25 protein-coding genes are annotated in these 21697 nt (G+C 34.2%); 19 read left to right on the forward strand and 6 right to left on the reverse strand.

The features are described 5' to 3' along the window. Positions 1 to 10 precede the first annotated feature (10 nt). The 12 genes from rpoD to F3I00_RS04695 all read left to right on the forward strand — a co-directional run bounded on the left by rpoD (position 11) and on the right by F3I00_RS04695 (position 10138). Positions 11 to 1132, forward strand: coding sequence for an RNA polymerase sigma factor RpoD (rpoD, locus tag F3I00_RS04640; protein WP_003647189.1), 1122 nt, complete (start codon positions 11 to 13; stop codon positions 1130 to 1132). Positions 1133 to 1304: 172 nt separating this feature from the next. Further along, positions 1305 to 1964, forward strand: coding sequence for an amino acid ABC transporter permease (locus F3I00_RS04645; RefSeq protein ID WP_159311014.1), 660 nt, complete (start codon positions 1305 to 1307; stop codon positions 1962 to 1964). Next, positions 1945 to 2622, forward strand: coding sequence for an amino acid ABC transporter permease (locus tag F3I00_RS04650; protein WP_020807314.1), 678 nt, complete (start codon positions 1945 to 1947; stop codon positions 2620 to 2622). Before F3I00_RS04645 ends, F3I00_RS04650 begins: the two co-directional genes overlap by 20 nt. Before the next feature lie 3 nt (positions 2623 to 2625). After that, positions 2626 to 3366 carry an amino acid ABC transporter ATP-binding protein gene (locus F3I00_RS04655; protein WP_020807313.1) on the forward strand — a complete coding sequence of 247 codons (741 nt, stop codon included), beginning with the start codon at positions 2626 to 2628 and terminating at the stop codon, positions 3364 to 3366. Positions 3367 to 3377: 11 nt separating this feature from the next. Further along, on the forward strand, positions 3378 to 4229 hold the full coding sequence (locus F3I00_RS04660) for a transporter substrate-binding domain-containing protein (RefSeq protein WP_020807312.1): 852 nt from the start codon (positions 3378 to 3380) through the stop codon (positions 4227 to 4229). Positions 4230 to 4314: 85 nt separating this feature from the next. Continuing rightward, positions 4315 to 5028 carry a class I SAM-dependent methyltransferase gene (locus F3I00_RS04665; RefSeq protein WP_035425595.1) on the forward strand — a complete coding sequence of 238 codons (714 nt, stop codon included), beginning with the start codon at positions 4315 to 4317 and terminating at the stop codon, positions 5026 to 5028. Continuing rightward, a complete protein-coding gene (locus tag F3I00_RS04670; RefSeq protein ID WP_020807310.1) occupies positions 5025 to 5822 on the forward strand; it encodes a Nif3-like dinuclear metal center hexameric protein in 798 nt (265 codons plus the stop codon). Before F3I00_RS04665 ends, F3I00_RS04670 begins: the two co-directional genes overlap by 4 nt. An 11-nt stretch (positions 5823 to 5833) precedes the next feature. Then, a complete protein-coding gene (pepT, locus tag F3I00_RS04675; protein WP_020807309.1) occupies positions 5834 to 7081 on the forward strand; it encodes a peptidase T in 1248 nt (415 codons plus the stop codon). A gap of 312 nt (positions 7082 to 7393) precedes the next feature. Continuing rightward, entirely contained in the window at positions 7394 to 7762 is a 369-nt protein-coding gene (locus F3I00_RS04680; protein WP_003648968.1) for a GntR family transcriptional regulator, read from the forward strand. Position 7763: 1 nt separating this feature from the next. Continuing rightward, a complete protein-coding gene (locus tag F3I00_RS04685; protein WP_003648967.1) occupies positions 7764 to 8471 on the forward strand; it encodes an ABC transporter ATP-binding protein in 708 nt (235 codons plus the stop codon). 2 nt (positions 8472 to 8473) lie between these two features. Beyond that, entirely contained in the window at positions 8474 to 9292 is an 819-nt protein-coding gene (locus tag F3I00_RS04690; RefSeq protein WP_020807308.1) for a hypothetical protein, read from the forward strand. A 9-nt stretch (positions 9293 to 9301) separates the two neighbouring features. After that, entirely contained in the window at positions 9302 to 10138 is an 837-nt protein-coding gene (locus F3I00_RS04695) for a hypothetical protein (protein WP_020807307.1), read from the forward strand. Between the two features lie 71 nt (positions 10139 to 10209). On the opposite strand, the gene F3I00_RS04700 is transcribed toward F3I00_RS04695, so the two are convergent. Both F3I00_RS04700 and lepB read right to left on the reverse strand, forming a co-directional pair. Continuing rightward, the gene (locus tag F3I00_RS04700; RefSeq protein WP_003648964.1) at positions 10210 to 10395 is read right to left on the reverse strand and encodes an LBP_cg2779 family protein; all 186 of its coding nucleotides are present in this window, start codon (positions 10393 to 10395) and stop codon (positions 10210 to 10212) included. A 27-nt stretch (positions 10396 to 10422) separates the two neighbouring features. Further along, a complete protein-coding gene (lepB, locus tag F3I00_RS04705; RefSeq protein ID WP_159311015.1) occupies positions 10423 to 10995 on the reverse strand; it encodes a signal peptidase I in 573 nt (190 codons plus the stop codon). Between the two features lie 90 nt (positions 10996 to 11085). Here lepB and F3I00_RS04710 point away from each other — a divergent pair, with 90 nt between their 5' ends. From F3I00_RS04710 to F3I00_RS04720, 3 genes are read left to right on the forward strand one after another with little or no spacing between them, the layout of a single operon-like run. After that, on the forward strand, positions 11086 to 11814 hold the full coding sequence (locus F3I00_RS04710) for a hypothetical protein (RefSeq protein ID WP_020807305.1): 729 nt from the start codon (positions 11086 to 11088) through the stop codon (positions 11812 to 11814). Further along, positions 11814 to 12791: a hypothetical protein gene (locus tag F3I00_RS04715; RefSeq protein ID WP_159311016.1), complete on the forward strand. Its 978-nt coding sequence runs from the start codon at positions 11814 to 11816 to the stop codon at positions 12789 to 12791. Before F3I00_RS04710 ends, F3I00_RS04715 begins: the two co-directional genes overlap by 1 nt. Beyond that, entirely contained in the window at positions 12791 to 14182 is a 1392-nt protein-coding gene (locus F3I00_RS04720; protein WP_020807303.1) for an RsmB/NOP family class I SAM-dependent RNA methyltransferase, read from the forward strand. The genes F3I00_RS04715 and F3I00_RS04720 overlap by 1 nt, the downstream gene beginning before the upstream one ends. 29 nt (positions 14183 to 14211) lie before the next feature. On the opposite strand, the gene F3I00_RS04725 is transcribed toward F3I00_RS04720, so the two are convergent. Next, complete coding sequence (locus F3I00_RS04725; protein ID WP_159311017.1) at positions 14212 to 14538, reverse strand: heavy metal-binding domain-containing protein; 327 nt, start codon at positions 14536 to 14538, stop codon at positions 14212 to 14214. 129 nt (positions 14539 to 14667) lie between these two features. Between F3I00_RS04725 and F3I00_RS04730 the strand changes: the two genes are divergently transcribed. Both F3I00_RS04730 and yidA read left to right on the forward strand, forming a co-directional pair. After that, positions 14668 to 15696 (forward strand): YdcF family protein, encoded by a 1029-nt coding sequence (locus F3I00_RS04730; protein ID WP_020807302.1) that lies wholly within the window; start codon positions 14668 to 14670, stop codon positions 15694 to 15696. 4 nt (positions 15697 to 15700) lie between these two features. Continuing rightward, positions 15701 to 16522, forward strand: coding sequence for a sugar-phosphatase (gene yidA / locus F3I00_RS04735; protein WP_020807301.1), 822 nt, complete (start codon positions 15701 to 15703; stop codon positions 16520 to 16522). A gap of 41 nt (positions 16523 to 16563) precedes the next feature. Here yidA and F3I00_RS04740 read toward each other — a convergent pair whose 3' ends face one another. From F3I00_RS04740 to pyrF, 3 genes are all read right to left on the reverse strand, one after another. Continuing rightward, the gene (locus F3I00_RS04740) at positions 16564 to 18159 is read right to left on the reverse strand and encodes an Mbeg1-like protein (protein ID WP_020807300.1); all 1596 of its coding nucleotides are present in this window, start codon (positions 18157 to 18159) and stop codon (positions 16564 to 16566) included. A gap of 249 nt (positions 18160 to 18408) precedes the next feature. Further along, positions 18409 to 19047 (reverse strand): orotate phosphoribosyltransferase, encoded by a 639-nt coding sequence (pyrE, locus tag F3I00_RS04745; protein ID WP_003647205.1) that lies wholly within the window; start codon positions 19045 to 19047, stop codon positions 18409 to 18411. Position 19048: 1 nt separating this feature from the next. Further along, on the reverse strand, positions 19049 to 19756 hold the full coding sequence (gene pyrF, locus F3I00_RS04750; RefSeq protein ID WP_020807299.1) for an orotidine-5'-phosphate decarboxylase: 708 nt from the start codon (positions 19754 to 19756) through the stop codon (positions 19049 to 19051). 251 nt (positions 19757 to 20007) lie between these two features. Between pyrF and F3I00_RS04755 the strand changes: the two genes are divergently transcribed. Both F3I00_RS04755 and pyrR read left to right on the forward strand, forming a co-directional pair. Beyond that, positions 20008 to 20931 (forward strand): dihydroorotate dehydrogenase, encoded by a 924-nt coding sequence (locus F3I00_RS04755; protein WP_003648953.1) that lies wholly within the window; start codon positions 20008 to 20010, stop codon positions 20929 to 20931. A gap of 169 nt (positions 20932 to 21100) precedes the next feature. After that, entirely contained in the window at positions 21101 to 21643 is a 543-nt protein-coding gene (gene pyrR / locus F3I00_RS04760; RefSeq protein ID WP_003648952.1) for a bifunctional pyr operon transcriptional regulator/uracil phosphoribosyltransferase PyrR, read from the forward strand. The last annotated feature ends 54 nt before the right edge of the window (positions 21644 to 21697 follow it).

Here is a 21697-nt window from a genome sequence, read left to right on the forward strand (position 1 = left end):
GCTTTTTTACATGGCAGAGAGTAAGACTACCAAAAAAGAAGCAACAATGACACTTGATAAGAAAGTCAAGGAAGTTGTTAAGGAAGTTAAAAAAGATAAACAAATCACTGAAAAAGAATTTACTGCTCAACTAATTAAGCCATATAATCTTCAAGGAAAAGCGGTAGATCAACTTGTTCAAGAATTTGAAGACAATGGAATTAGTATCGTTGATGAAAAAGGCGAACCTTCTAAATTAGCTTTAAAGAAGCAAAAAGATGTTGAAAAAGCTGAATTAAAGGATATGTCTGCACCTTCAAGTGTAAGAATGAACGATCCAGTGCGGATGTATTTGAAAGAAATTGGACGTGTTTCGTTGTTGAATGCGGACCAAGAAATTGCCTTAGCTAAGCGAATTGAAGCTGGCGACGAAGAAGCGAAGCAAGAACTTGCTGAAGCTAACTTACGTTTGGTTGTTTCTATTGCCAAGCGTTATGTTGGTCGTGGAATGTCCTTCTTAGACTTAATTCAAGAAGGTAACATGGGCTTAATGAAAGCTGTTGATAAGTTTGACTATCGTTTAGGATTCAAGTTCTCAACTTATGCAACTTGGTGGATTAGACAAGCAATTACTCGTGCAATTGCTGACCAAGCTAGAACTATTCGTATTCCAGTTCACATGGTTGAAACAATCAACAAGTTGATTAGAATTCAAAGACAACTTTTGCAAGATTTAGGTAGAGAACCAACTCCAGAAGAAATTGGTGCTGAAATGGACATGCCAACTGATAAGGTTCGTGAAATCTTGAAGATCGCACAAGAACCTGTTTCTCTTGAAACTCCAATTGGTGAAGAGGATGATTCTCACTTGGGTGACTTTATCGAAGATAAAGATGCAACTAGTCCTGAGCAACATGCTTCTTATGAACTATTAAAGGAGCAACTTGAAGAAGTTCTTGATACTTTAACTGACCGTGAAGAGAATGTTTTACGTTTACGCTTTGGTCTAGATGACGGACGTACTCGTACATTAGAAGAAGTTGGTAAAGTATTCGGGGTAACTCGTGAACGTATCAGACAGATTGAAGCTAAAGCTTTGCGTAAGTTACGTCACCCAAGTCGTTCAAATCAATTGAAAGATTTCTTAGACTAGTATTTTAAATATAATAAAAGCCTTGTAGTAATGTAATATTGCTGCAAGGCTTTTTCAGTATAAATAATATGTATAGTAGTATATATAAATTTAATATGCTTACCTATTGTAACTGACTTAAAGTAAGTCTATAATACTAACAGTTACTTACTTTTAGGAAAGAAGGGAAAATATGAGTTGGGCAATTATTCAACAAAGTTTGCCACAATTTATCAAAGGTTTTCAGACAACAGTATGGATGTCCTTTGTTGGAATTATTGGAGCGATGGTGGTTGGGCTCTGTTGTAGCTTGATTCAATATTTTCATGTTCCAATAATTGATAAGATTACAAGTGCATATGTTGAGCTTGCTAGATATACACCATTATTGATTCAGCTTTTCTTTTTATACTATGCTTTTCCAGTAATTGGATTAAAGATGAGCGCAGTAACTTGTGGCTTGATTGGATTAGTATTTTTAGGTGGAGCTTATATGGCAGAAGGCTTTACAGGAGGATTTGATGGAATTAGTAAAAATCAAATTGAATCTGGTGAAGCGATTGGAATGTCAAAATGGCAATTAGCGCGCTATGTAGTTTTTCCTCAAGGATTTGCGCTTAGTGTTCCAGCTATTGCAGCAAATATAATTTTCTTAATTAAGGAAACTTCTATTTTTTCTGTAATTGCGATTCCTGAACTAACGAACACAGCCTTAGACTTGATTGGCTTATACTACCATTCAAATGAATATTTATTTGTTTTAGTAATTGCATATGCAATAATTCTTATTCCGTTATCTTTACTGTTAACTTGGCTTGAAAGGAGAGTACGTTATGGGACATTCGGGGATTAATGTTTTATTTGAAGGAAGAAACTTTACCCGTTTACTTAGTGGTCTTTGGACAAGTGTTTGGATTGCAGTACTTTCTTTAATAATTGGATTAGCACTTGGAGCTTTATTCGGCGTTTTAAGAACTTCTAAAAGTCGACTTGTGAAAGTAATATTTAGACTATATTTAGAGTTTTTCCGGATAGTTCCGACAGTAGTTTTATTATTCTTGTTCTACTATATTTTACCAAGACAATTTAATTTAAATTGGTCTGCTTCAGTCATGGCAGTAATTGCATTTTCACTGTGGGTTTCAGCTGAATTTAGTGATATTGTTCGCGGTGCTTTAATATCAGTAACAAAGATTCAAAAAGAATCAGGTTTAGCCTTGGGATTAAATAAGTGGCAATTATTTATTTATGTTTTACTACCGCAAGCTTTTCAATTAGAACTTCCAGCAACAATAAATTTAGCAACAAGAGTGATTAAAACTACTTCTCTATTAATGATGATTAGTGTAATGGATGTAATCAACGTTGGACAACAAATCGTTGAAGCAAATAATCAAACTAATCCAAATGGTGTGTTTTGGGTATATGGATTGATTTTCTTCTTGTACTTCATTGTTGATTATCCTCTATCACTGTGGGCAAAGCGATTAAACAAGAGAAGTGAGGCGTAATATATGGCTGAAAAAATATTAGAAGTTGAAAATTTAAACAAGTTTTATGGAGATAAACAAGTACTGCATGATATTTCTTTCTATTTAAATAAGGGAGAAGTGTTAACTTTGCTTGGTCCATCAGGTTCCGGAAAAAGTACATTGTTACGCTGTTTAAATGGTCTAGAAGAATTCAAAAATGGGACTATTGTCTTTGAAGGAAAGAAAATTATTCCCAATGCCAAAAATTGGCAACAAATTCGTCAAAAGATTGGAATGGTCTTTCAGAGTTATGATCTTTTTCCAAATATGACTGTAATGGAAAATATCTTACTTGGTCCAGTCAAAGTACAGAAACGCTCAAAGGCCGAAGTTGAGCAAGAGGCCAAAGCATTGTTAAAGAGAGTGCACTTGGAGCAATATGCCGATTCTTATCCACGTCAGTTATCTGGAGGGCAAAAACAAAGAATTGCAATTATTCGAGCTTTAGCACTTCATCCTGACTTAATGTTATTTGACGAAGTTACTGCCTCACTTGACCCAGAAATGGTTAGAGGCGTTTTGGAATTGATTAAGCAATTATCTGATGATGACCATATGACAATGATTATTGTTACGCATGAGATGAATTTTGCTAAACAAATTGCGGATCAAGTTTTGTTCTTAGAAAATGGAAAGATCGTTGAAAATACCCCTGGGAAAGAATTCTTTGAACATCCAAAAACAAAGAGAGCAGAAGAATTTTTAGAGAGTATGGAATTTTAGGAGAGTAAAAAATGAAACATAAATTTATTAAAAAGTTAATTGCGGCAGTTGGAATTTTAGCAGTTGGAGCTGTTGCGTTAACTGCATGCTCAAATAGCTCAAGTAGTAGCAATTCAAGCAACAATCCTAGTTCAGTTGCCGCTATTAAGAAACGTGGTACTTTGAAAGTCGCTGTCTTTGGTGATTTACCTCCATATGGTTGGGTAAATAAAGATGGTAAGCGAGTTGGATATGACGTTCGTTTAGCTCGAGAATTAGCTAAGGAAATGGGAGTTAAGGTTAAGTTTGTTCAAGTAAATGCTAATAACCGTGTTGATACTTTGAATGCTAATAAGGCTGACCTTGTTTTAGCTAATTTCACTGTTACCTCAGAAAGAAAACAAGTGGTAGATTTTGCTAAACCATATATGAAGGTGTCAGTTGGTGTTGTTTCACCAAAATCTAAGCCAATTACTAATGTGAACCAATTAAAGGGTAAGAAAGTTATCGTAACTAAGGGTACCACTGCTGAAAACTACTTTACCAGCAAGCAACCTGATGTTGATCTTTTGAAGTTTGATTCTAAGACTCAACAATTTAATGCAATGAAGAATGGTCGTGCTGCAGCTTTAGCAGACGATAATTCATACTTGTATGCTTGGGCAAAGAACAATCCTAAGTATACTGTTGGAATTAAGCACTTAGGACCAAATTCATACATTGCTCCTGCAGTTAAGAAGGGAAACAAGTCACTTCTTGATTGGACTAACAAGCACATCAATAAGCTTAATAAGGATGGATTCTTTGTAAATGATTACAACCAAGAATTGAAGCCTTACTTTGGTGATGATGTTAAACCATCTGACATTATTATGAATAAATAAAATGATTTTAAAGCAACAGAAATTTAATTGATCTTCTGTTGCTTTTTTTGTTAAAAAATATTTTCAAGTAAGTTTTAAGCCATCTATGCTAAAATTTTTAGTAAGAGGTGAGAGTGTGTTAGAAGAAAGACTAGCTCAAATTGGTAAAATGGTAGATCCTGAAAGCCGATTGGCTGATATTGGTACCGACCATGCGTATTTGCCAATTGCATTAGTAAAAGAAGGAAAAATATATTTTGCGATTGCAAGCGACGTTGCTGCAGGTCCTTTAAATAATGCAAAACAAGATATTGAACAAGCAGGTTTAGAAAATAAAATTGAAACAAGATTAGGATCGGGCTTAGAGACTTTAAAGGCTGAAGATCGAATTGATACCGTGGTAATCGCGGGAATGGGCGGAAAGCTGATGACTAATCTTTTAGAAACGGCTTATCAAGAAGGTAAAAAATATCCAACCTTAATTTTGGAGGCTAATATTGGTGAATCACTAGTAAGAAAGTGGTTGATGGATCATCAATATGAAATTGTAGCTGAGAAAATTATTGAGGTAGCTGGCCATATTTATGAAATAATTAAGGCAGAAATTAAGACAAACAAGCATGATTTATCTGAGCAGAAATTGGCATTTGGCCCATTTTTATTAAAAGAAAAAAATCCTGTTTTTATTAAAAAGTGGACTAATCAACTTAGATATTATCAAAATTTAAAGGCTAATTTGAATAAGGCTAAGAATAAAGATGAGGATAAGATTAATAAAATAAATAACTTAATTAAAATGATTGAGGAAGTGTTGAAATGACAAAAGTAGCAGATATTGTAAATCGTTTAAGGAAAGATTTTCCAGAAGAAATTGCCTCTGAAGGTGATCCAGTTGGAATGCAAATTGGATCGATGGAGGCTGAAGTTACTAAAGTAATGACCACCTTAGATGTTCGCCCTCAAGTAGTAGATGAAGCAATTGAAAGGGGCGTTGATTTGATCATTAGTCATCATCCGGTAATGTTTAGACCAGCAAAAAATTTGGACTTTTCTGATCCTCAAAATGCAATGTATGGCAAACTGATTGCAAATGGAATTACCGTGTACTCAATTCATACTAATTCTGATAAGGCTCAAAATGGATCAGCAGACTGGCAAGCAGAGGAGCTTGGACTAAAGGATGTTGAACCTTTTGCTTTAGATTCAGATGGAATTGCGATTGGTAGAAAAGGTAAACTACCTAAAGAAATGACTGCTAAAGACTTTGCATACTATGTCAAAGATAAGATGCATATTAAAATGGCCCGTTTGATTACAGCAGATAATGACAAGATGATTTCAACAGTTGCCTTTATTTGCGGCGATGGTGGTAAATTTTGGCGTCAAGCCTTAGTTGATGGCGTTGATGCCTTTATTACTGGCGATGTTTATTATCATGTTGGCCATGATATGATCTCAAGTGGCTTAACTGTAGTTGATCCTGGACACTATACTGAAAAGCTCTTTAAATATAAAGTAGGCGAGCGTCTTGAAAAGTGGAATAAGGACTATAATTGGAATGTGCCTGTAGTAATATCAGAAGTATCTACTAATCCATTTCAAGATTTATTTTAGGGGAGATTAAAATGACAGAATATCCAACTTTACTACCAAGATTTTTAAAATACGTTAAAGTAAACTCACGATCTGATGAGCATTCAGACCGTTTTCCATCAACTGAAAGAGAAGAAAACTTTCAAAAGAATGTAATTATGAAGGACCTAGAAGAATTAGGCCTTAAAGATGTTCATTATAATCAAAAAAGTGGCTGTGTAATTGCTACTATTCCGTCAAATATTGACTATAAGGTGCCAACATTTGGCTTGTTAGCACACTGTGATACAGCTGATTTTAATTCAGTTGATGTGAAACCACAAATTACTGAAAATTATGACGGTAAATCCAAGATTCAACTAGGTAATAGTGAGTTTTACTTAGATCCTGAAGTCTTTCCGCATTTAAAAAATTATAAGGGTCAAACTATTATTTCAGCTTCTGGCGATACTTTACTTGGTGGGGATGACAAGTGTGGTATTTCAGAACTTATGACTTTTGCGGAATACTTGATGGAACATCCCGAAGAAAAACACGGTGAAATTAAATTAGCTTTTACTCCAGATGAAGAAATTGGAACCGGAGCAGAACATTTTGATGTTGAAGAATTTGGAGCAGATTTTGCTTATACAGTTGATGGTGAAGCACCAGGAAAACTTGACTGGGGTACGTTTTCAGCAGCTCAATTTGGCTTAGATATTCAAGGAGTAAATGTTCACCCAGCAGTAGCAAAGGGACAAATGATCAACGCAATTCAGGTTGGGATTGATTTCCATAATCAATTACCTGAACATGATCGTCCAGAACACACTGATGGTCGAGAAGGATTTTTCCACTTAATGAATTTTGATGGAACTGTTGATTCAGCACATATGGATTATATTATTCGTGATTTTGAACGCGATGGACTTGAAAGAAGAAAGAATCTGGTTAAAGACATCGTTAAGAAGATGAATGACGAATTTGGCAGTGAGAGAATTAAGCTTAAGATGTGGGATCAATATTACAATATGGCTGATGAATTAGAAAAGCATATGGAGATTGTTGATTTAGCTAGAGATGCTTATAAGGCTGAAGGTCTTACTGTCAATGAAGATCCAGTTCGTGGCGGTACTGATGGTTCACAATTAACTTATATGGGCTTGCCTTGTCCAAATCTTTTTGCTGGTGAAGAAAACATGCATGGTAGATATGAATATACTGTCCTCGAAAGTATGTGGAAAGCTGTGGATGTTTTACGTAAGATCAATCAATTGAATGTTGAGAGAAATAAGAAATAAATAGTAAGTGAAACAATTTTTAACTATTTTTGATTAAATTTATTAACTTTTACTTTCTTTTGATGTTAGTTAAATACTTTTATATCAACATGTATAAATTAATTAAAAATTAAAAATAGTTTTACACTGATACTATTAACCTGCTAAATAGCAGATAAAAAGCTTGAAATATAAGCATTTTGTCTGCTATTTTTTATTAAAAAATATAATTTTAAAACTGTGAAACAAAAATATAACTTGTATTTAAAAATAGATGTTGGTATTATATTAGTGTAATAGATAAACCATACACTAGTGAAGAAGGTGTAAAGATTGCAATTCCAAGATAATATTCCAATTTATGTTCAAATTGAAAAGTATCTTTACCGACAAATCGCTCTGGGCAAAATAAAGCCAGGAGAGAAAGTTCCTTCAGTGCGCCAATTAGCCGTTGATCTAACTGTAAATGTAAATACTGTTCAACGAGCACTTAACCAAATGAATACTGAAGGTATTCTTGAAGTTCGAAGAGGACTGGGATCATTCGTTACAACGGATACAGAGCTGATTTTACAAAAGCGTAGAGAGCTAATTAAGGACACAATGAGCGAATTTCTAGAAAGCACAGCACAATTGGGCCTAACTCCAGAAAAGACGCTTGAGGAGCTTAAAAAGTTCATAGAAGAGAAGAAGGGAGATTAAAATGAGTAAACTACTTGAGGTAAAAGGATTAACATATCGCAAAAATTTAAAAACTATTCTTGAAGATGTAAATTTAGACGTTGATTCTGGTAAGATTATTGCGCTTTTGGGTGAAAATGGTGCCGGTAAGACTACTTTGATGAGAGTGATTGTAGGAATTGCCAAACATTATCAAGGAGAAGTACTTCTTAATGGCGATGGCAGTGAAGTTTACCGCAAGGCTAACATTGCTATGACAGATAACCTAAAAGGTTTAAGCGATTCTACTAAGGTTGGCGAGGTAGAAGAATTTTATCAAAAATTATTTGTTGATTTTGATAGTAGTAAATTTGAACAGCTACGTTCATTTATGAAACTCAACAACGATATGAAGTTAGGACAATTATCACGTGGTATGCGCGAAAAACTTGAAATTGCGCTAACTTTGAGTCGAGAAGCAAAATTATACTTACTTGATGAACCGTTTTCTGGAATTGATCCAATGGCTAGAAAAAGAATTATTAATTCAATCTTACTTTGGAAGAGCCCAGATAGCACTATTGTTATTTCTGATCACTTCGTAAATGAAATTACGACGATTTTAGATGAAGTTGTAATTGTAAAAGATAAGAAAATCGCTAGTCATCTCTCAGCAGATGATATTAGAGCAAAGGGACATAGTATTGAGGAATACTATGAAAGCTTATATGCAGATGAAGGAGCTGAATAAACATGACTACTTTTAAAGCATTATTTAATCAAATGGGTAAAAAGAAACGTCGCAGCGTTTATTTACTGGCTCTCTTGCAATTGGTAGCAGCCTCCGTTTTCGCACTCTGGGCATTATTTTCAAATGGCGGTGCATTTTCTAATCAAGATAAACCAATAGCCTGGTTTGTAATGGTCTTCACTTTTGCCCCTTTGGCAGATATGGCTTATGTAGTGCTTTCTGCTTGGCAGAATGAAAAGGAATATAGTTCGCAAACTTGGCGTCTGGTTCCAGTTTCATCTAGTAAGTTTTACTTAGCTAATATATTATCAGCTATTGTTAACGGACTTTACTTAGTTTTAATCCAAATTGGAATGGGCGTTGTTACATTTTTACCAGCGTTAATAAGTAATGATGTAAGAACCAATATCTGGGAAATTAATCAAGCTATCTCTAAGTCAAGCCAGGCAGGTGACTTTTGGCAAAAGCTCTCTGATTCATTTCCAATCGGAGAAATGCTAAGTGCATTATTAGCATTTTTATTATTTGCAATTTTAGTTTATAGCATTGTAACAACACTTAATCTTTCAAGTAGAACAATCACTGATTTTCTTCCTGATAAGCATAGTAAGTTAATTCGTTTCGTGATTATGATCGTTTTGATTTTTATCTTTATTGTATTAACAAACAATTTAGGCAGTTTACTAAATCAATTACGTTGGGGCGAAACAAGTAATGGGCTAGTTGCATTTGCTGAAGGTAATTTAATGATGGCCTTAATTGATATTATCTTAGGTTCAATTAATATCTGGCTTTTGAAGGATTTCCATGAGGGAAAGTAGGGATGCCTAATGACGTCTTTTTCATCAATATTTAAAGAATTAACTAAAAATAAGGTACGACTAGTTCGGCGTCTTGTATTTTTACAAATAGTAGTTGGTATTCTGCTTGGTTTTTGGGCACTATTTTATTCTGCTTTTGAAGGTGAAAGTAAGGCATATTTCCTAATTTCGTTTATTACTATTACACCTTTGTTTGATGTAGCTTACTTATTTCTATCAAGTAGAAAAAATGAACAAGTTTATGCCTCTCAGACTTGGCGTTTAGCACCAATCAAGGAAAGTACCTTGCTACTTGCAAATTTGTTTTCTGCAATTGTTGATGGCTTATATTTAGTAGTTATTCAATTAGCAATGATATTAATTGCAGGTTTACCAATAATTGGCACAAACGAGTTTTGGAAAACGACATTTAAAAATTTCGGCTCAATTGGTGAAGAAAAGTTATGGCAAGATATCCATATAACAGATTTGATTTCAGTTATTGTTTTGCTGATTTTAATTGGAATTTTTATTTATCTTGCGGTTAGTTTAATTAACTTTACTGGAAAAATAGTTAGCGATTTCTTGCCAGAAAAGATAAGTAAACTAGTTTACTTCCTTGTAGTTGTTTCGCTAACTTGCATCGGATTAATATTCTTAATTAATGTTTATTGGTTCGTCATGGATTCAGTGACAGGATTTTTACAAAATGGAATGTTTTTAACAACTTTAGGTAAAGATGCTATTGACGTTAGGTCTGATCTAACTGGTAATTATCTGACCATGGCAGTTGTTTTAGCAGTTGATATAATTTTGATTGCAATTAATGTCGTACTTCTGCGTAAGTATCATGAAGCGAAGATATAAGAAAAAGGAATAAGATTTTGAAAATTTGTTTTCAAAACCCTATTCCTTTTTTTGCTGCCAGTAATTTTAAATTAAGAATTAGCTTGAATATAATCTAAAACTTGTTCAGCTTCTTCCATTGTGTACTTAGCTTCGCCAGTCTTCATCGCATGCAATTTTTCTACAGATAGGTGACTTGAGAAAGCAAGCGCTGTATCGTTGACATTATTTTTAACTTCAAACTCAATAATTGCATCGGATAATTCTTCAGGACTCATTTTATAATTCACACTTTCTAAAAAAATCTATTTAAACCATTGTATTTGATCAAATGGGAAATATCGTAATTTGACCTCACCAACAATATCTTTTTTCTTGATAAAGCCAAACATCCGTGAATCTTTTGAAACAATCCGGTGATCGCCCATTACGAAATAACAGCCTTTTGGCACTCGCTTTACATGATAAAGCTGCTGCAGGCTGAAATTATTGGTGTATAGTTGACCTTTAGCAAGCTTTTTCTTGTATTCTGTTAAGTACGGCTCTTTGATTGGCTTTCCATTAATATACATTACATCATTTTTTGATTTAATGCTGTCTCCAGGCACTCCGATAATTCTCTTAATATAAAGTGCGCCTGGTTGATCTGGCGCTCGTAAAATCACAATATCACCACGTGAGAGCTTAGAATGTCTTACTGCAATGATTCGATCATTATTCTCAAAGGTTGACTGCATTGATGGTCCAGTGATAGTTTCATTAGCAAGTAATACGCGGAACATAAAAATATATAAACCAAAAATTACAATTGCTAGAATGAATACCTGCAGGAGCCAATGACCAAGCGATTCAGCCGATTCAGCTTTATGTTTTGACATAATTTTTGCTCCTTAATGCTTACATCACTTTTATTATACCTGTTTTTATTAATTTTGAATGGTAAAATCATTTCATAGGGAATGTATCAAATGAAACAGTATCAAATTAAACTCAATCAATTAGACAGAGAACTGAATTATTTACCTCTTCATAGACAAGTTAACATAATTAATAATATAATTGCCAATATTCAGCAAAAAAAGATTTTACCAAAATCACCTAATTCACTTGGATTTTTACCTGATAGCTTAGATATAATGATAGATAATATCGGGAATAAAGATAAAGTCCAAGAAGCAAATAATTTACTTAATAATTTTCGAAGTTTTCTTTCAAGAGAATATGGAGTTTGGTCTTTGCCAAACTTAGAAACAGCTAGGTTAATTAAGCAAGAGTATCATGTTAAATCAAGCTTAGAAATTATGGCAGGAAATGCATATTGGTCGAAGGCTTTAAGTCAGGTGGGGATAAAGGCAACAGCAAGTGATTCTTTTTCTTGGGCTAAAAGTTCAACAACCGGAGAAGCTCCAATTTTTGCAACAGAGAATCTGGATGCCTTAAGTGCAATTAAAAAGCATCCTGAAGTTGATCTGATCATTTGCTCCTGGGCGCCTAATTTTGGCGAAGATGATTTAAAGATTCTTGATTTATATCGTAGTCTTGATCATCAACCAGTGTTATTGTTTATTGGCGAAAAAAATGGTGCTACAAATTCTACTTCTTTTTGGCAGAAAGCAAAATGTAGGACTAATACGAAAATTAATCACAGCTTTCAAAGCTTTGATTTTATTAACGAAAAGGTTTTTGAAATAAAATAATGAAAATAAAACGACTTATTCTTTTAATAATTTCTTTTGTAACCTTTTTGGGATTAGGGATGATTTTATCTCGCCAGCAATCTCAAAGAGCTGACCAAGTTTTGAATAATAATGGTTTGTCGAGTACATATTATGTTTTTAAATCTAAGAAAAAGCATAATATTAAGCAGTTATTAAACTATGTAAATAAAAATTTCGCTCATGATAAAGTGCAGATTCATTTTGAATCAGATTATATTCCAGATCGAGTATTAATTTGGGCTAATTATAATTTAAAGAGTCAACCATTGGCCAAAGGAAGCTCACGTTACTTTACTAAAAGCGACTTTGATGGATCAATTCCTTTTGCAGTTATTTCAGCGGATACCAAAAGTAAAGTTGTAACTTTACAAAATAATCATTATCTAAAGGAAAATAATGATTATGTAACCATTATTGGTGAATTAAAGAGAAATAACGAAAGTCAAAATGGACAAGCAGTTTATTATCTTTCAACAGGGATTAATCAGCCCACTGCCAAAGAGTCAATTACTAATTATAAGATCGTAGTAGATGGTTTAAACAAAAACGAAGCTAATTCTATGCATGCGTATTCAAAAGGAAACATGCAGACTAAAGATTTCAGTAAAACTTACAATAGACAGCATGGAATTAGTCCTACTAAGAAACTAATTGCAGCTATCTTGTATGTGGTAATTGCTCTTGTAGTTGCAGCTATAGCTGCTGTTTTAGCTGAAAATCCGGTAAACCTAAAATTTGTACCTGGAAAAATCTGGGCTCACTTATTGGCTGATTCTGGACTACGTTTTTTCTTGGCAAACGGAATTGTAGTTTTGTTAACTAGTTTAGGATTACAGACTTGGAAGTTTTATTCTAACCATAGTCAACTTTATATTTTATTTTTAGTTGTATTTGCTATGCAGATTATTACATACGTGTTGATGCTACTTGCGATAAAAATTAAGAAGGAAAAATAATGTTATTACCAGTTGAATTTATTAAGAAATATCAAAATTTGCTTGGAGAAGAAGAGAGCAATAAATTTTTTGCAGCAATTGATAGTTCTAGTAAGAAGGGCTTTCGATTAAATCCTTTAAAGAATAATTATCACGATGTCCAATATAGTCTTGCTGACCCCATTGAATTTACTAGTGATGGTTATTATGGTGGAATTTCGGGACGTGACAGTGAGTGGACTAGCGGTTATGTTTATTCTCAAGACCCATCAGCGATGTATCCAGCCGTTGCCCTTAATGTAAAACCTGGAGAAAAGGTACTTGATTTATGTGCTGCACCCGGTGGTAAGTCAACTGCACTAGCAAGTTTTTTAGAAAATAAAGGACTTTTAGTGGCTAATGAAATTTCAAAGAGTCGAGCTAAAGATTTACGTGAAAATTTAGAGCGGTGGGGAGCTACAAATGTTGTAGTTACAAATGAGAGTCCTGAACGTTTATCAAAAAAGTTACCCAATTTTTTTGATAAGATTCTGGTTGATGCACCTTGTTCTGGTGAAGGAATGTTTAGAAAAGATCCTGCAGCAATGCAGTACTGGTCTCCAGAATATGTCTTAACTTGTCAGGCAAGACAGAAAGAAATTCTGACACAAGCAATGAAGATGTTAAAGGCAGGCGGTGAATTGGTTTATTCTACTTGTACCTATTCTCCAGAAGAAGATGAAGAAATAGTTGCTTGGTTAGTTGAAAACTACCATTTAAAAATCGAACCTTTAAAGTTATATCCAGGAATGTCAATGGGTAAATCAGATTGGTCAAAGTCTAATTTGCCTGAATTAAAAGATACAGTTAGACTTTGGTTTCAGAATGGAGTTGGTGAAGGTCAGTTTATAGCCCATTTAAGAAGTACTGAAGCAGTTGAAGATGCTTCAGGTAAAGTTAAGAAGAGAAAGAAAAAACATCAGAAAAAGAGCTCTATTACGCGTTTAACTAAGGATGAAATTACAACAGTAGCAAAAGTTTTAGATGATTTTGTACTGCCAGATGGTTTAGAAAATTGGCAGAAAACAGTTTTACAAAGTAATGGTCATGTTTTTGTCCCAGCTGTTGATCCAGAATTATTAAATGAATTACACATTTTAAATAATGGTGTTGAATTAGGCCTACTTAAGAAAAAACGCTTTGAACCTAGTCATCAGTTAGCTGAAGTTTTAGGTCAAAAAGAGCAAAAGCAATTGCTCAATTTGAAAAATGAAACTGATTATGAACATTATCTACATGGTGAAACTATTAAGGTAAATAGTGAATTGCGAGGTTTTGTTTTAGTCGCATATCAAAATCACATCTTTAGTTTTGGAAAAATCGGTAATGATCAAATTTTGAAGAATTTCTACCCTAAAGGCTTAAGAAAATAAAAAAGACTGACTAATGTCAGTCTTTTTAGCTAATCAATAAATTTAACAGCAGTTCCGTAAGCAACTACTGATTGCATATCGCCTGCAATAGATCCTGAGTCAAACCGCATCATTACTACAGCATCTGCTCCCAAATCTGCAGCATTCTGGCGAAGACGATTAATTGCTTGATCTCTTGATTCAGTTAGCATAGATGTGTAGGCTTTGATTTCACCACCAACAATACTTTTCAATCCAGCACCAGAATCGCGAATAGCATTCTTTGATTGAGTAGTTACACCGAAAACTTCACCAATAATTTCGTATTTTTGGTTGGGAATATTTTCAGTGGTTGTTACTAAAAGTTGATCTGTCATATTGATTCCTCCCTAAAAATATTTTCTTAATTATACCGGAGCAAACGTATCAGTACAATTTATTTTGTATAATTAAGAAAAGGGTACATCTAGAGATATTTACGTTACATTAAGGTGGTGAAATGATAAGTGATCTTATCATTTTCAATTGTATTAATTTCGTTTTTACTGGCTTTAGCAACCTTTGTTTGGGTATTGACCCATGAAAGACGAAGTCTGTGGTCAGGGATGACGTTAGTTTGGACAATAATAACTTTCGGTTTACTCACAGCAGTTAGCTTAATGATTGCAGCAGAGGTTTTTCCAATTACACACCAATTTGTTTTACTTGTTTTTGCAGTGATTTTAATTGCATTGATGGTTTTGGTCTTTGCCTTTATTGCAGTTTTAATAGTGATGTTTATTTATAATGGAATTAAAATTTTAATTCGGGAAGGTAATCGCTGGACTAACTTTTTATCATTAGCAATGGGAATTGGAATTATTGCTTACTTATTCTTATTCCCTGTAGTTGGACGATTAACGCGCAATAATTTTGGTACCTACTTGTATTTATTTGTTAATTTGACCATCATTTATTTAATTTTTATTATGATGATGTATACTTTGACTTCATGGATTAATCTGATTAATTTTAAGATAAAAAAATTAAATTATATCGTAGTTTTAGGTGCTGGTTTAATTGGAAAAAAAGTGACACCGCTGCTTGCCGCTAGAATTAACCGTGGAATTGAGATTTACCGCAATAATCCAGGTTCAAAAATTATTATGTCAGGTGGACAAGGACCAGGAGAAGAAATTCCTGAAGCAGCTGCAATGGCAAAGTATGCCGAAGAAAAGGGAATCTCTAAACAAGATATTATTGTTGAAGATAAGTCAAAGACAACTAGACAAAATTTAGCTTTTTCGCATAAGTTAATGAAAGCTGATTCACGTTTTGCAATTGTCACAAATTCTTATCATGTGTATCGCGCATTAGTTTTAGCTAAGAGAATGGGGCTAGATTGCATTGGCTATGGAGCTAAAACCAAATGGTATTTTACTCTAAATGCATTTGTGCGGGAGTTTATTGCTTATTTAACGATTACTTGGCGTTTACAGTTGAGTGTGGTTGGTTGTATTGGCTTAGTTGTTTTGTTAGGAGCTTTGTTGAGGTAAGAGAATGAATGAAATTAAGGTAATTGCAATTGATGTTGATGGAACTTTGTTGAATTCTCAAAAACAGCTGACCAGGGGAGTGAAGAATGCAATTTTAAAGGCGAGAAAAGCTGGAATTAAGATTGTGATTGCAACTGGAAGGCCATTAAGCGGTGTAAAGCAAATTTTGCATGAATTAAACTTGGCTAATCAAAATGACGAATATGTCGTTTGCTTTGGAGGCGGCGTAGTTGAAACAACTTCTGGCAATGTTTTATTTGAAAAGAAATTGACCTATGACAATTACCTTGATTTAGAAACAATAGCTTTAAAATTAGGGCTGCATTTTCATGCTTCTGCTCCAAATCGTATTTATACAGCCGATCGAGATATCGGAGACTTTACGCTATACGAAGCTAATTTGGTTAATTTAGGCATTTCTTATCGGACTCCTGCTGAGATGAAAGATGTGCCAATTATTAAGTGCATGTACGTTGATGAACAAAAATACTTGGATAAAAAAATTGCAGATCATACGCCATTTGCGCATTTAGATGATAAAATTACATTTACAAAAACTGCCCCATTTTACTATGAAGCTAACCCCAAGGGTGTTTCAAAAGGAAATGCATTGAAAATTCTGTGTCAAAAATTGAATTTAACTAATGAAAATATAATGGCTATTGGGGATGAAGAGAACGATTTAAGTATGATTAAATATGCTGGAATTGGTGTAGCTATGGGAAACGCGGTAACGTCTGTAAAAGATAATGCTCAAATGGTTACAAAAGATTGTGATCATGATGGGGTTGCTGCAGCGATTGAAAAAGTTTTGCAAGAAAAATAAAAAGCTTTCGGAATAGATTTTCCGAAAGCTTTTTTGTGACTTTAGCGATGTTTAGATGGCATACGTAGTTTTCTTTGCTTGAATAATTCCATTACTAGTTGGAAAAAACCATAAATAATTAATAAAATTCCTAAGCTAATTACTGCCTGCCGACTAAAGTAATTTGGATTTATAATCACAATAATTCCTGCAGCAAAAGCGATCAAACTTTCTAGGACATCAATAATATTTCTAAAGATTCCATTTTTCTTATTTTTAACAATTACGCTACGTAATCTTACGTATGCAAAACCAATTAAGAAGATACCTAAAACGTAATGAGCTAAGAAGTTAAGCAAGCGATTATTTGAAATAATTGCAATTGCAAGGCCAAAAACTATTAGGTAGGAAATAATGAAGAATCTTTTGGGTTTAGGCAAAAGATGAGAATTTGCGGTCTCAACAATGTGATAACCACTCCAACCTACGCAAAAGAGGGCAACTAAGCCACCAAACGCGCGATAAGCGTAATCAGGAATTGTGAGATCAACAATACCAAGAAGAATTAAAACCCAACCGATAATTGAATTAGTATTAATAAAAAGTTTTTCGAGATGCGTTGCTTTAATACTACGCCAAATGGTTTCCCATAAACTACCTAACACGAATCTAGTTCTTCTTGAAGAATCAGTAAGTGAAAAAAGTATTGCGCCAAAACCGCCAAAACCATTTTTATTAAGCTCAGTAATTTTGGTTGCGCCACTTGCAGCAAACGCGCTGAATAAATAATTAGTTAAGGCTTCTCGCTCCTGTAGATTTGCTTCGCCAATCCATTGATTGATAATTTGATTATATATTTTAGAAGTAGGGTTTCTATGGTTTCTAGTAATAAAATGAGAGCCTGAAACTTCCCAACTCATTGGATCATGCTGAGCAAGTTTGGACCGATCACTGACTAAAATGGTTGGGGTAATATTTTCTGGCTCAAACAATCGTCCAATAATACTGAATTCTGGAACATAGCGTTTTAATTTGTCGGTTACGCCATCAACTTGTGTACTAAGTCCGGGACTATCAAAAGTATAAATAGTGTCAATATTTTCTTTTAGATCATCTGGTAAGTTAACTGCCGCATATTCAGCTAGATTTCCACCTTTAGAATGTCCTGCGAGACTATATACTTGATTGGTAGTTTTAAGAATATTTGTGAGGTATTTCAATGCATATTTTTGAGCTCCAGTAGTTCTAAAACTAATTTCAAAATCTTCTTTCCAGCCAACTAATGTATCGTCAGTACCACGAAAAGAAATAAAATTAGTATCATTATCTAAACTAATTTTTATCGCAGAAAATTGAATGCGGTCAGTTAGAACATCAGCAAAATAAGATAATTTGGCATCCCCAAACCGAACTGAGTTAGCCATTAATTTAAGTAAATCTTGATACTTGTAGTGATCTAAGTTTTGATTTGATGAATTAAAATATTTTTTGGCAACGTCTTTAATTGAAACTTCTTTATTAGAGTCGGGGACGATACCATCGAGATGAATATAAGAAAATGTGGCAATTACTAATGCATCTACTTCGTCAAATGGTCGTGCAGAAAGGGAAATATCGCCACGCCATTTTATGTAAGACAAAATATTATTTGTATCCATATTTCATCCATCCTTTCTGCTAGTTACAATTATTATAAATAAAAATGTTGTATTTTTTATTAACAAAATGCTAATAAAAAAGAAAATGACTTACTCTTCTTAAGTCTAACACAAGCAAAATAAAGCGATTAATTAACTTTGTTTTTATAAAAATCTCAAAAGAAAAAAGAAACGCGCAATAAACAAAAAAAGCAGAGATGATTGCAACATAATCGTTGGCTATCATCTCTGCTTTTTCAAATATTTGTATTAATTATTGAACTTTTTACCCCAAGCCCATGGATCTTCATGCCAAGTCTTCAAAATATCATATTGTTCACTAGTAATATGACCAGACTCGTTTTCTTTCTTCAGCAATTCAGGGTAGGAAAGAAGTGGTGCATATTTTACATTTGCCTTTTTAAAGTTTTCTTTGGCATCTGGTAAGTAATATGTGAAAATTGAAGAAACACCAGCAACATGACCACCATCTTTTTCTGTGGCTTTAACTGCATTAAGGACTGAGCCACCAGTAGTAATTAAATCATCAATCAAAACGATCTTATCATTTTCTGAGAAGCGGCCTTCAATTTGACGACCTTTTCCATGATCTTTTGGCTTGGGTCTAACGTAAATCATTGGTAGGTGCAATTTTTCAGCAACTAAAGCAGCATGTGGAATTCCTGCTGTTGCAACACCTCCGACAATTGTTGCTTCAGGAAATTCTTTTGCAATTAAATTGGCCAAGTCGCTAGCGATCATGTCACGCAATTCGGGATAGGAAACAGTTAAGCGTAAATCGGTATAGATTGGTGAAAGCATCCCGCTTGCGTATGTAAATGGTTTATCAGGTGAAATAGTAATAATTTTTTCTTGGATTAATTGGCTGATAATTTGATCTTTATGCATTTTAGTTGAACTCCTTCTTAATTGCTTCATATGCTGCTTCTGGATTAGTTGCTAGGGTAATCGGACGTCCCACTACAATCGCGGTTGAACCCCATTCTTTTGCCTGGGCTGGCGTAGCTACTCTAGACTGATCATCTTTGGCATTTCCTGCTGGGCGAATGCCAGGAGTTACGTATAAAAAGTCGTCACCAACATTTTGACGCAAATTCTTAACTTCTAGCGGTGAACAAATTACTCCATCAGCGCCAGCCTTTTTAGCAGTTTCAGCTAGACTTAAAACCTGCTGATTCATTGATAAATTACAATTTTGTTCTTCGTGCAAAATATCATCAGAAATTGAAGTTAATTCTGTAACAGCTAATAACTTAGGGATATTTTTACCGACAGGTGTGCCAGCAATTAAACCTTCTTTTGCTGCTTTAATCATTTGACTGCCGCCAAGAGCATGAACTGTAGTATAAGTGATTCCTAATTGAGCTAGGGCTTTAGCCCCATTGTAAACAGTATTAGGTATATCACTCATTTTTAAATCTAAGAAAATTTGATAGCCTTGCTCAGATAAATTTCTAACAATTGCAGGACCTTCATTGAAAAAGAGTTCCATTCCAATTTTAATAAAAACATTTTCTGGTTTGCCTAACTTAGGTAAGAGTGCATTTAATTTCTTTTCATTGTCTAAATCTAAGGCAACGATAACTGGTCTTGTCATTTTTCCTCCATAAAAAAAGTCTACACCGAGCGCAGAGAGACACTAGGTATAGACTTTCCCAGATAATTTAAGCCAATAATTTTTAACTTGCGGTCTCTCTGTACCGTTTAAAGTTTAATCAAAATGAAGTTTAGCACCTTCGGTCAAGAATTACAAATAAAATTTTTAACTTTGAAAAAAACAAAAAAGCGTGTACAATCAGTTCTTGAAAAATAATCGAATGACCGTGAGCATTCATTTTGGAGGAAAATATGATTAATACGCATGTAAAATTACCAGGATTAGATTTAAAGAATCCAGTTATGCCAGCAAGTGGAACTTTTGGCTTTGGAGATGTTCCAGCAGCTAAGAAGTTTGATTTAAATGATTTAGGAGCAATGGTCATTAAGACTACTACTCCTCATGCAACAACAGGTAATCCTCAGCCACAAATAGCTGTTTTAGATACTGGAGTTTTAAATTCAGTTGGATTAACGAATCCTGGAGTTGATGCGGTAATTAAAGATAAGTTAGCGCCTTTACGTCAAAGTTATCCTGCTTTACCAATCATGGCTAGTGTTGGTGGGGAAGATGAAGCAGGTTATGTTGAAGTAGCCCAAAAATTATCTGATTCAGGTTTAGTTAATGCTTTAGAGATTAATGTTTCTTGTCCTAACGTAAACCAAGGCGGTATGAGTTTTGGTGTTCATCCAGATGTAGTTGAATCTTTAACAAAGAAAATTAAGGCAGTTACTAATGTTCCTATTTACGTGAAACTAACTCCAAATGTTACTGATATCATACAAATTGCTAAAGCTGCTGAAAAGGGCGGTGCAGATGGTTTGTCCCTAATTAATACTCTTTTAGGGATGGATATTGATATTAAAACAAGAAAACCTGTTTTAGGTCACAATGTTGGTGGTCTTTCTGGAGAAGCAGTTAAGCCAGTTGCGCTTAGAATGGTTCACCAAGTTCGTCAAAGTACAAGTTTGCCAATTATTGGAATGGGTGGAATTAGTTCAGCTCAAGACGTAATCAAGTTTATGCTTGCTGGTGCTAATGCTGTTGCGGTTGGAACAGCTCATTTTAAAGACAGTATTGCATCAAAACATATTGCTGATGAATTGCCTAATGAATTAGAAAAACTAGGTATTGAAAATATTAATGATCTTGTTAATCAAGTTGAATTTAATTAAATTGCTTGACAAAGAAGATAATTTACAGTAATTTTAAAGCAATGAATGTCCTTTAAAATTAGTCCCGTGAGGCTAGCAAGGCAGGCTTAAATAAGTATTGACTTTACTCTAAGCTCCTAGTCTCTGATACTAGGAGCTTTTTTCATGGGCAAGATCAGGAGGGTAAAAGATGGCAAAGGAAATTTGGGATGCATTAGCAATGAAGCGTGCACTAACTCGAATTACTTATGAAATTATTGAACAAAATAAAGGAACAGATAATCTGGTTTTGATCGGTATCAAAACGCGTGGTGTTTACTTAGCTAAGAGAATTCATGATCGTATTCAAAAGTTAGAAGACGTTGATGTGCCAGTTGATGAACTAGACATCACACTTTACCGTGATGATCGTCATGATGCGTCCTTGAAGCAAGATCCAGTAATTAATTCAAATAAAATAAGCGTTGATATTAACGATAAGAAGGTTATCTTAATTGATGACGTAATCTATACTGGTCGTACAATTCGAGCAGCAATGGACGCTTTAATGGATGATGGACGTCCTAGTTCAATTAAAGTTGCGGTTTTAGTAGATCGTGGCCACCGGGAATTGCCGATTCGCGCTGATTTTGTTGGCAAAAATATTCCAACAGCAACTGACGAACAAGTTGCTGTTAACATGGTAGAAAAAGACGGTAAGGATTCGGTTGAATTGAAGTCTTTACCAAAATAGTTTAGAAATATTAATTTAATAGTCAACCATTTAATTGACTCCAGAGAGGGCCAG

Origin of the sequence: Lactobacillus sp. JM1 (genome assembly GCF_009834385.1) — a bacterium.
GTDB classification, from domain to species: domain Bacteria; phylum Bacillota; class Bacilli; order Lactobacillales; family Lactobacillaceae; genus Lactobacillus; species Lactobacillus paragasseri.

Coding starts and splice junctions, on each gene's coding strand:
- F3I00_RS04695 (WP_020807307.1), top strand. CDS start 9,302: ATGACGTCTTTTTCATCAATATTTAAAGAATTAACTAAAAATAAGGTA.
- F3I00_RS04715 (WP_159311016.1), top strand. CDS start 11,814: ATGAAAATAAAACGACTTATTCTTTTAATAATTTCTTTTGTAACCTTT.
- F3I00_RS04665 (WP_035425595.1), top strand. CDS start 4,315: ATGCTAAAATTTTTAGTAAGAGGTGAGAGTGTGTTAGAAGAAAGACTA.
- F3I00_RS04670 (WP_020807310.1), top strand. CDS start 5,025: ATGACAAAAGTAGCAGATATTGTAAATCGTTTAAGGAAAGATTTTCCA.
- F3I00_RS04685 (WP_003648967.1), top strand. CDS start 7,764: ATGAGTAAACTACTTGAGGTAAAAGGATTAACATATCGCAAAAATTTA.
- pyrF (WP_020807299.1), bottom strand. CDS start 19,756: ATGACAAGACCAGTTATCGTTGCCTTAGATTTAGACAATGAAAAGAAA.
- F3I00_RS04710 (WP_020807305.1), top strand. CDS start 11,086: ATGAAACAGTATCAAATTAAACTCAATCAATTAGACAGAGAACTGAAT.
- F3I00_RS04655 (WP_020807313.1), top strand. CDS start 2,626: ATGGCTGAAAAAATATTAGAAGTTGAAAATTTAAACAAGTTTTATGGA.
- F3I00_RS04660 (WP_020807312.1), top strand. CDS start 3,378: ATGAAACATAAATTTATTAAAAAGTTAATTGCGGCAGTTGGAATTTTA.
- F3I00_RS04740 (WP_020807300.1), bottom strand. CDS start 18,159: ATGGATACAAATAATATTTTGTCTTACATAAAATGGCGTGGCGATATT.
- rpoD (WP_003647189.1), top strand. CDS start 11: ATGGCAGAGAGTAAGACTACCAAAAAAGAAGCAACAATGACACTTGAT.
- F3I00_RS04700 (WP_003648964.1), bottom strand. CDS start 10,395: ATGAGTCCTGAAGAATTATCCGATGCAATTATTGAGTTTGAAGTTAAA.
- F3I00_RS04690 (WP_020807308.1), top strand. CDS start 8,474: ATGACTACTTTTAAAGCATTATTTAATCAAATGGGTAAAAAGAAACGT.
- F3I00_RS04650 (WP_020807314.1), top strand. CDS start 1,945: ATGGGACATTCGGGGATTAATGTTTTATTTGAAGGAAGAAACTTTACC.
- pyrR (WP_003648952.1), top strand. CDS start 21,101: ATGGCAAAGGAAATTTGGGATGCATTAGCAATGAAGCGTGCACTAACT.
- F3I00_RS04720 (WP_020807303.1), top strand. CDS start 12,791: ATGTTATTACCAGTTGAATTTATTAAGAAATATCAAAATTTGCTTGGA.
- yidA (WP_020807301.1), top strand. CDS start 15,701: ATGAATGAAATTAAGGTAATTGCAATTGATGTTGATGGAACTTTGTTG.
- pepT (WP_020807309.1), top strand. CDS start 5,834: ATGACAGAATATCCAACTTTACTACCAAGATTTTTAAAATACGTTAAA.
- pyrE (WP_003647205.1), bottom strand. CDS start 19,047: ATGCATAAAGATCAAATTATCAGCCAATTAATCCAAGAAAAAATTATT.
- lepB (WP_159311015.1), bottom strand. CDS start 10,995: ATGTCAAAACATAAAGCTGAATCGGCTGAATCGCTTGGTCATTGGCTC.
- F3I00_RS04725 (WP_159311017.1), bottom strand. CDS start 14,538: ATGACAGATCAACTTTTAGTAACAACCACTGAAAATATTCCCAACCAA.
- F3I00_RS04755 (WP_003648953.1), top strand. CDS start 20,008: ATGATTAATACGCATGTAAAATTACCAGGATTAGATTTAAAGAATCCA.
- F3I00_RS04645 (WP_159311014.1), top strand. CDS start 1,305: ATGAGTTGGGCAATTATTCAACAAAGTTTGCCACAATTTATCAAAGGT.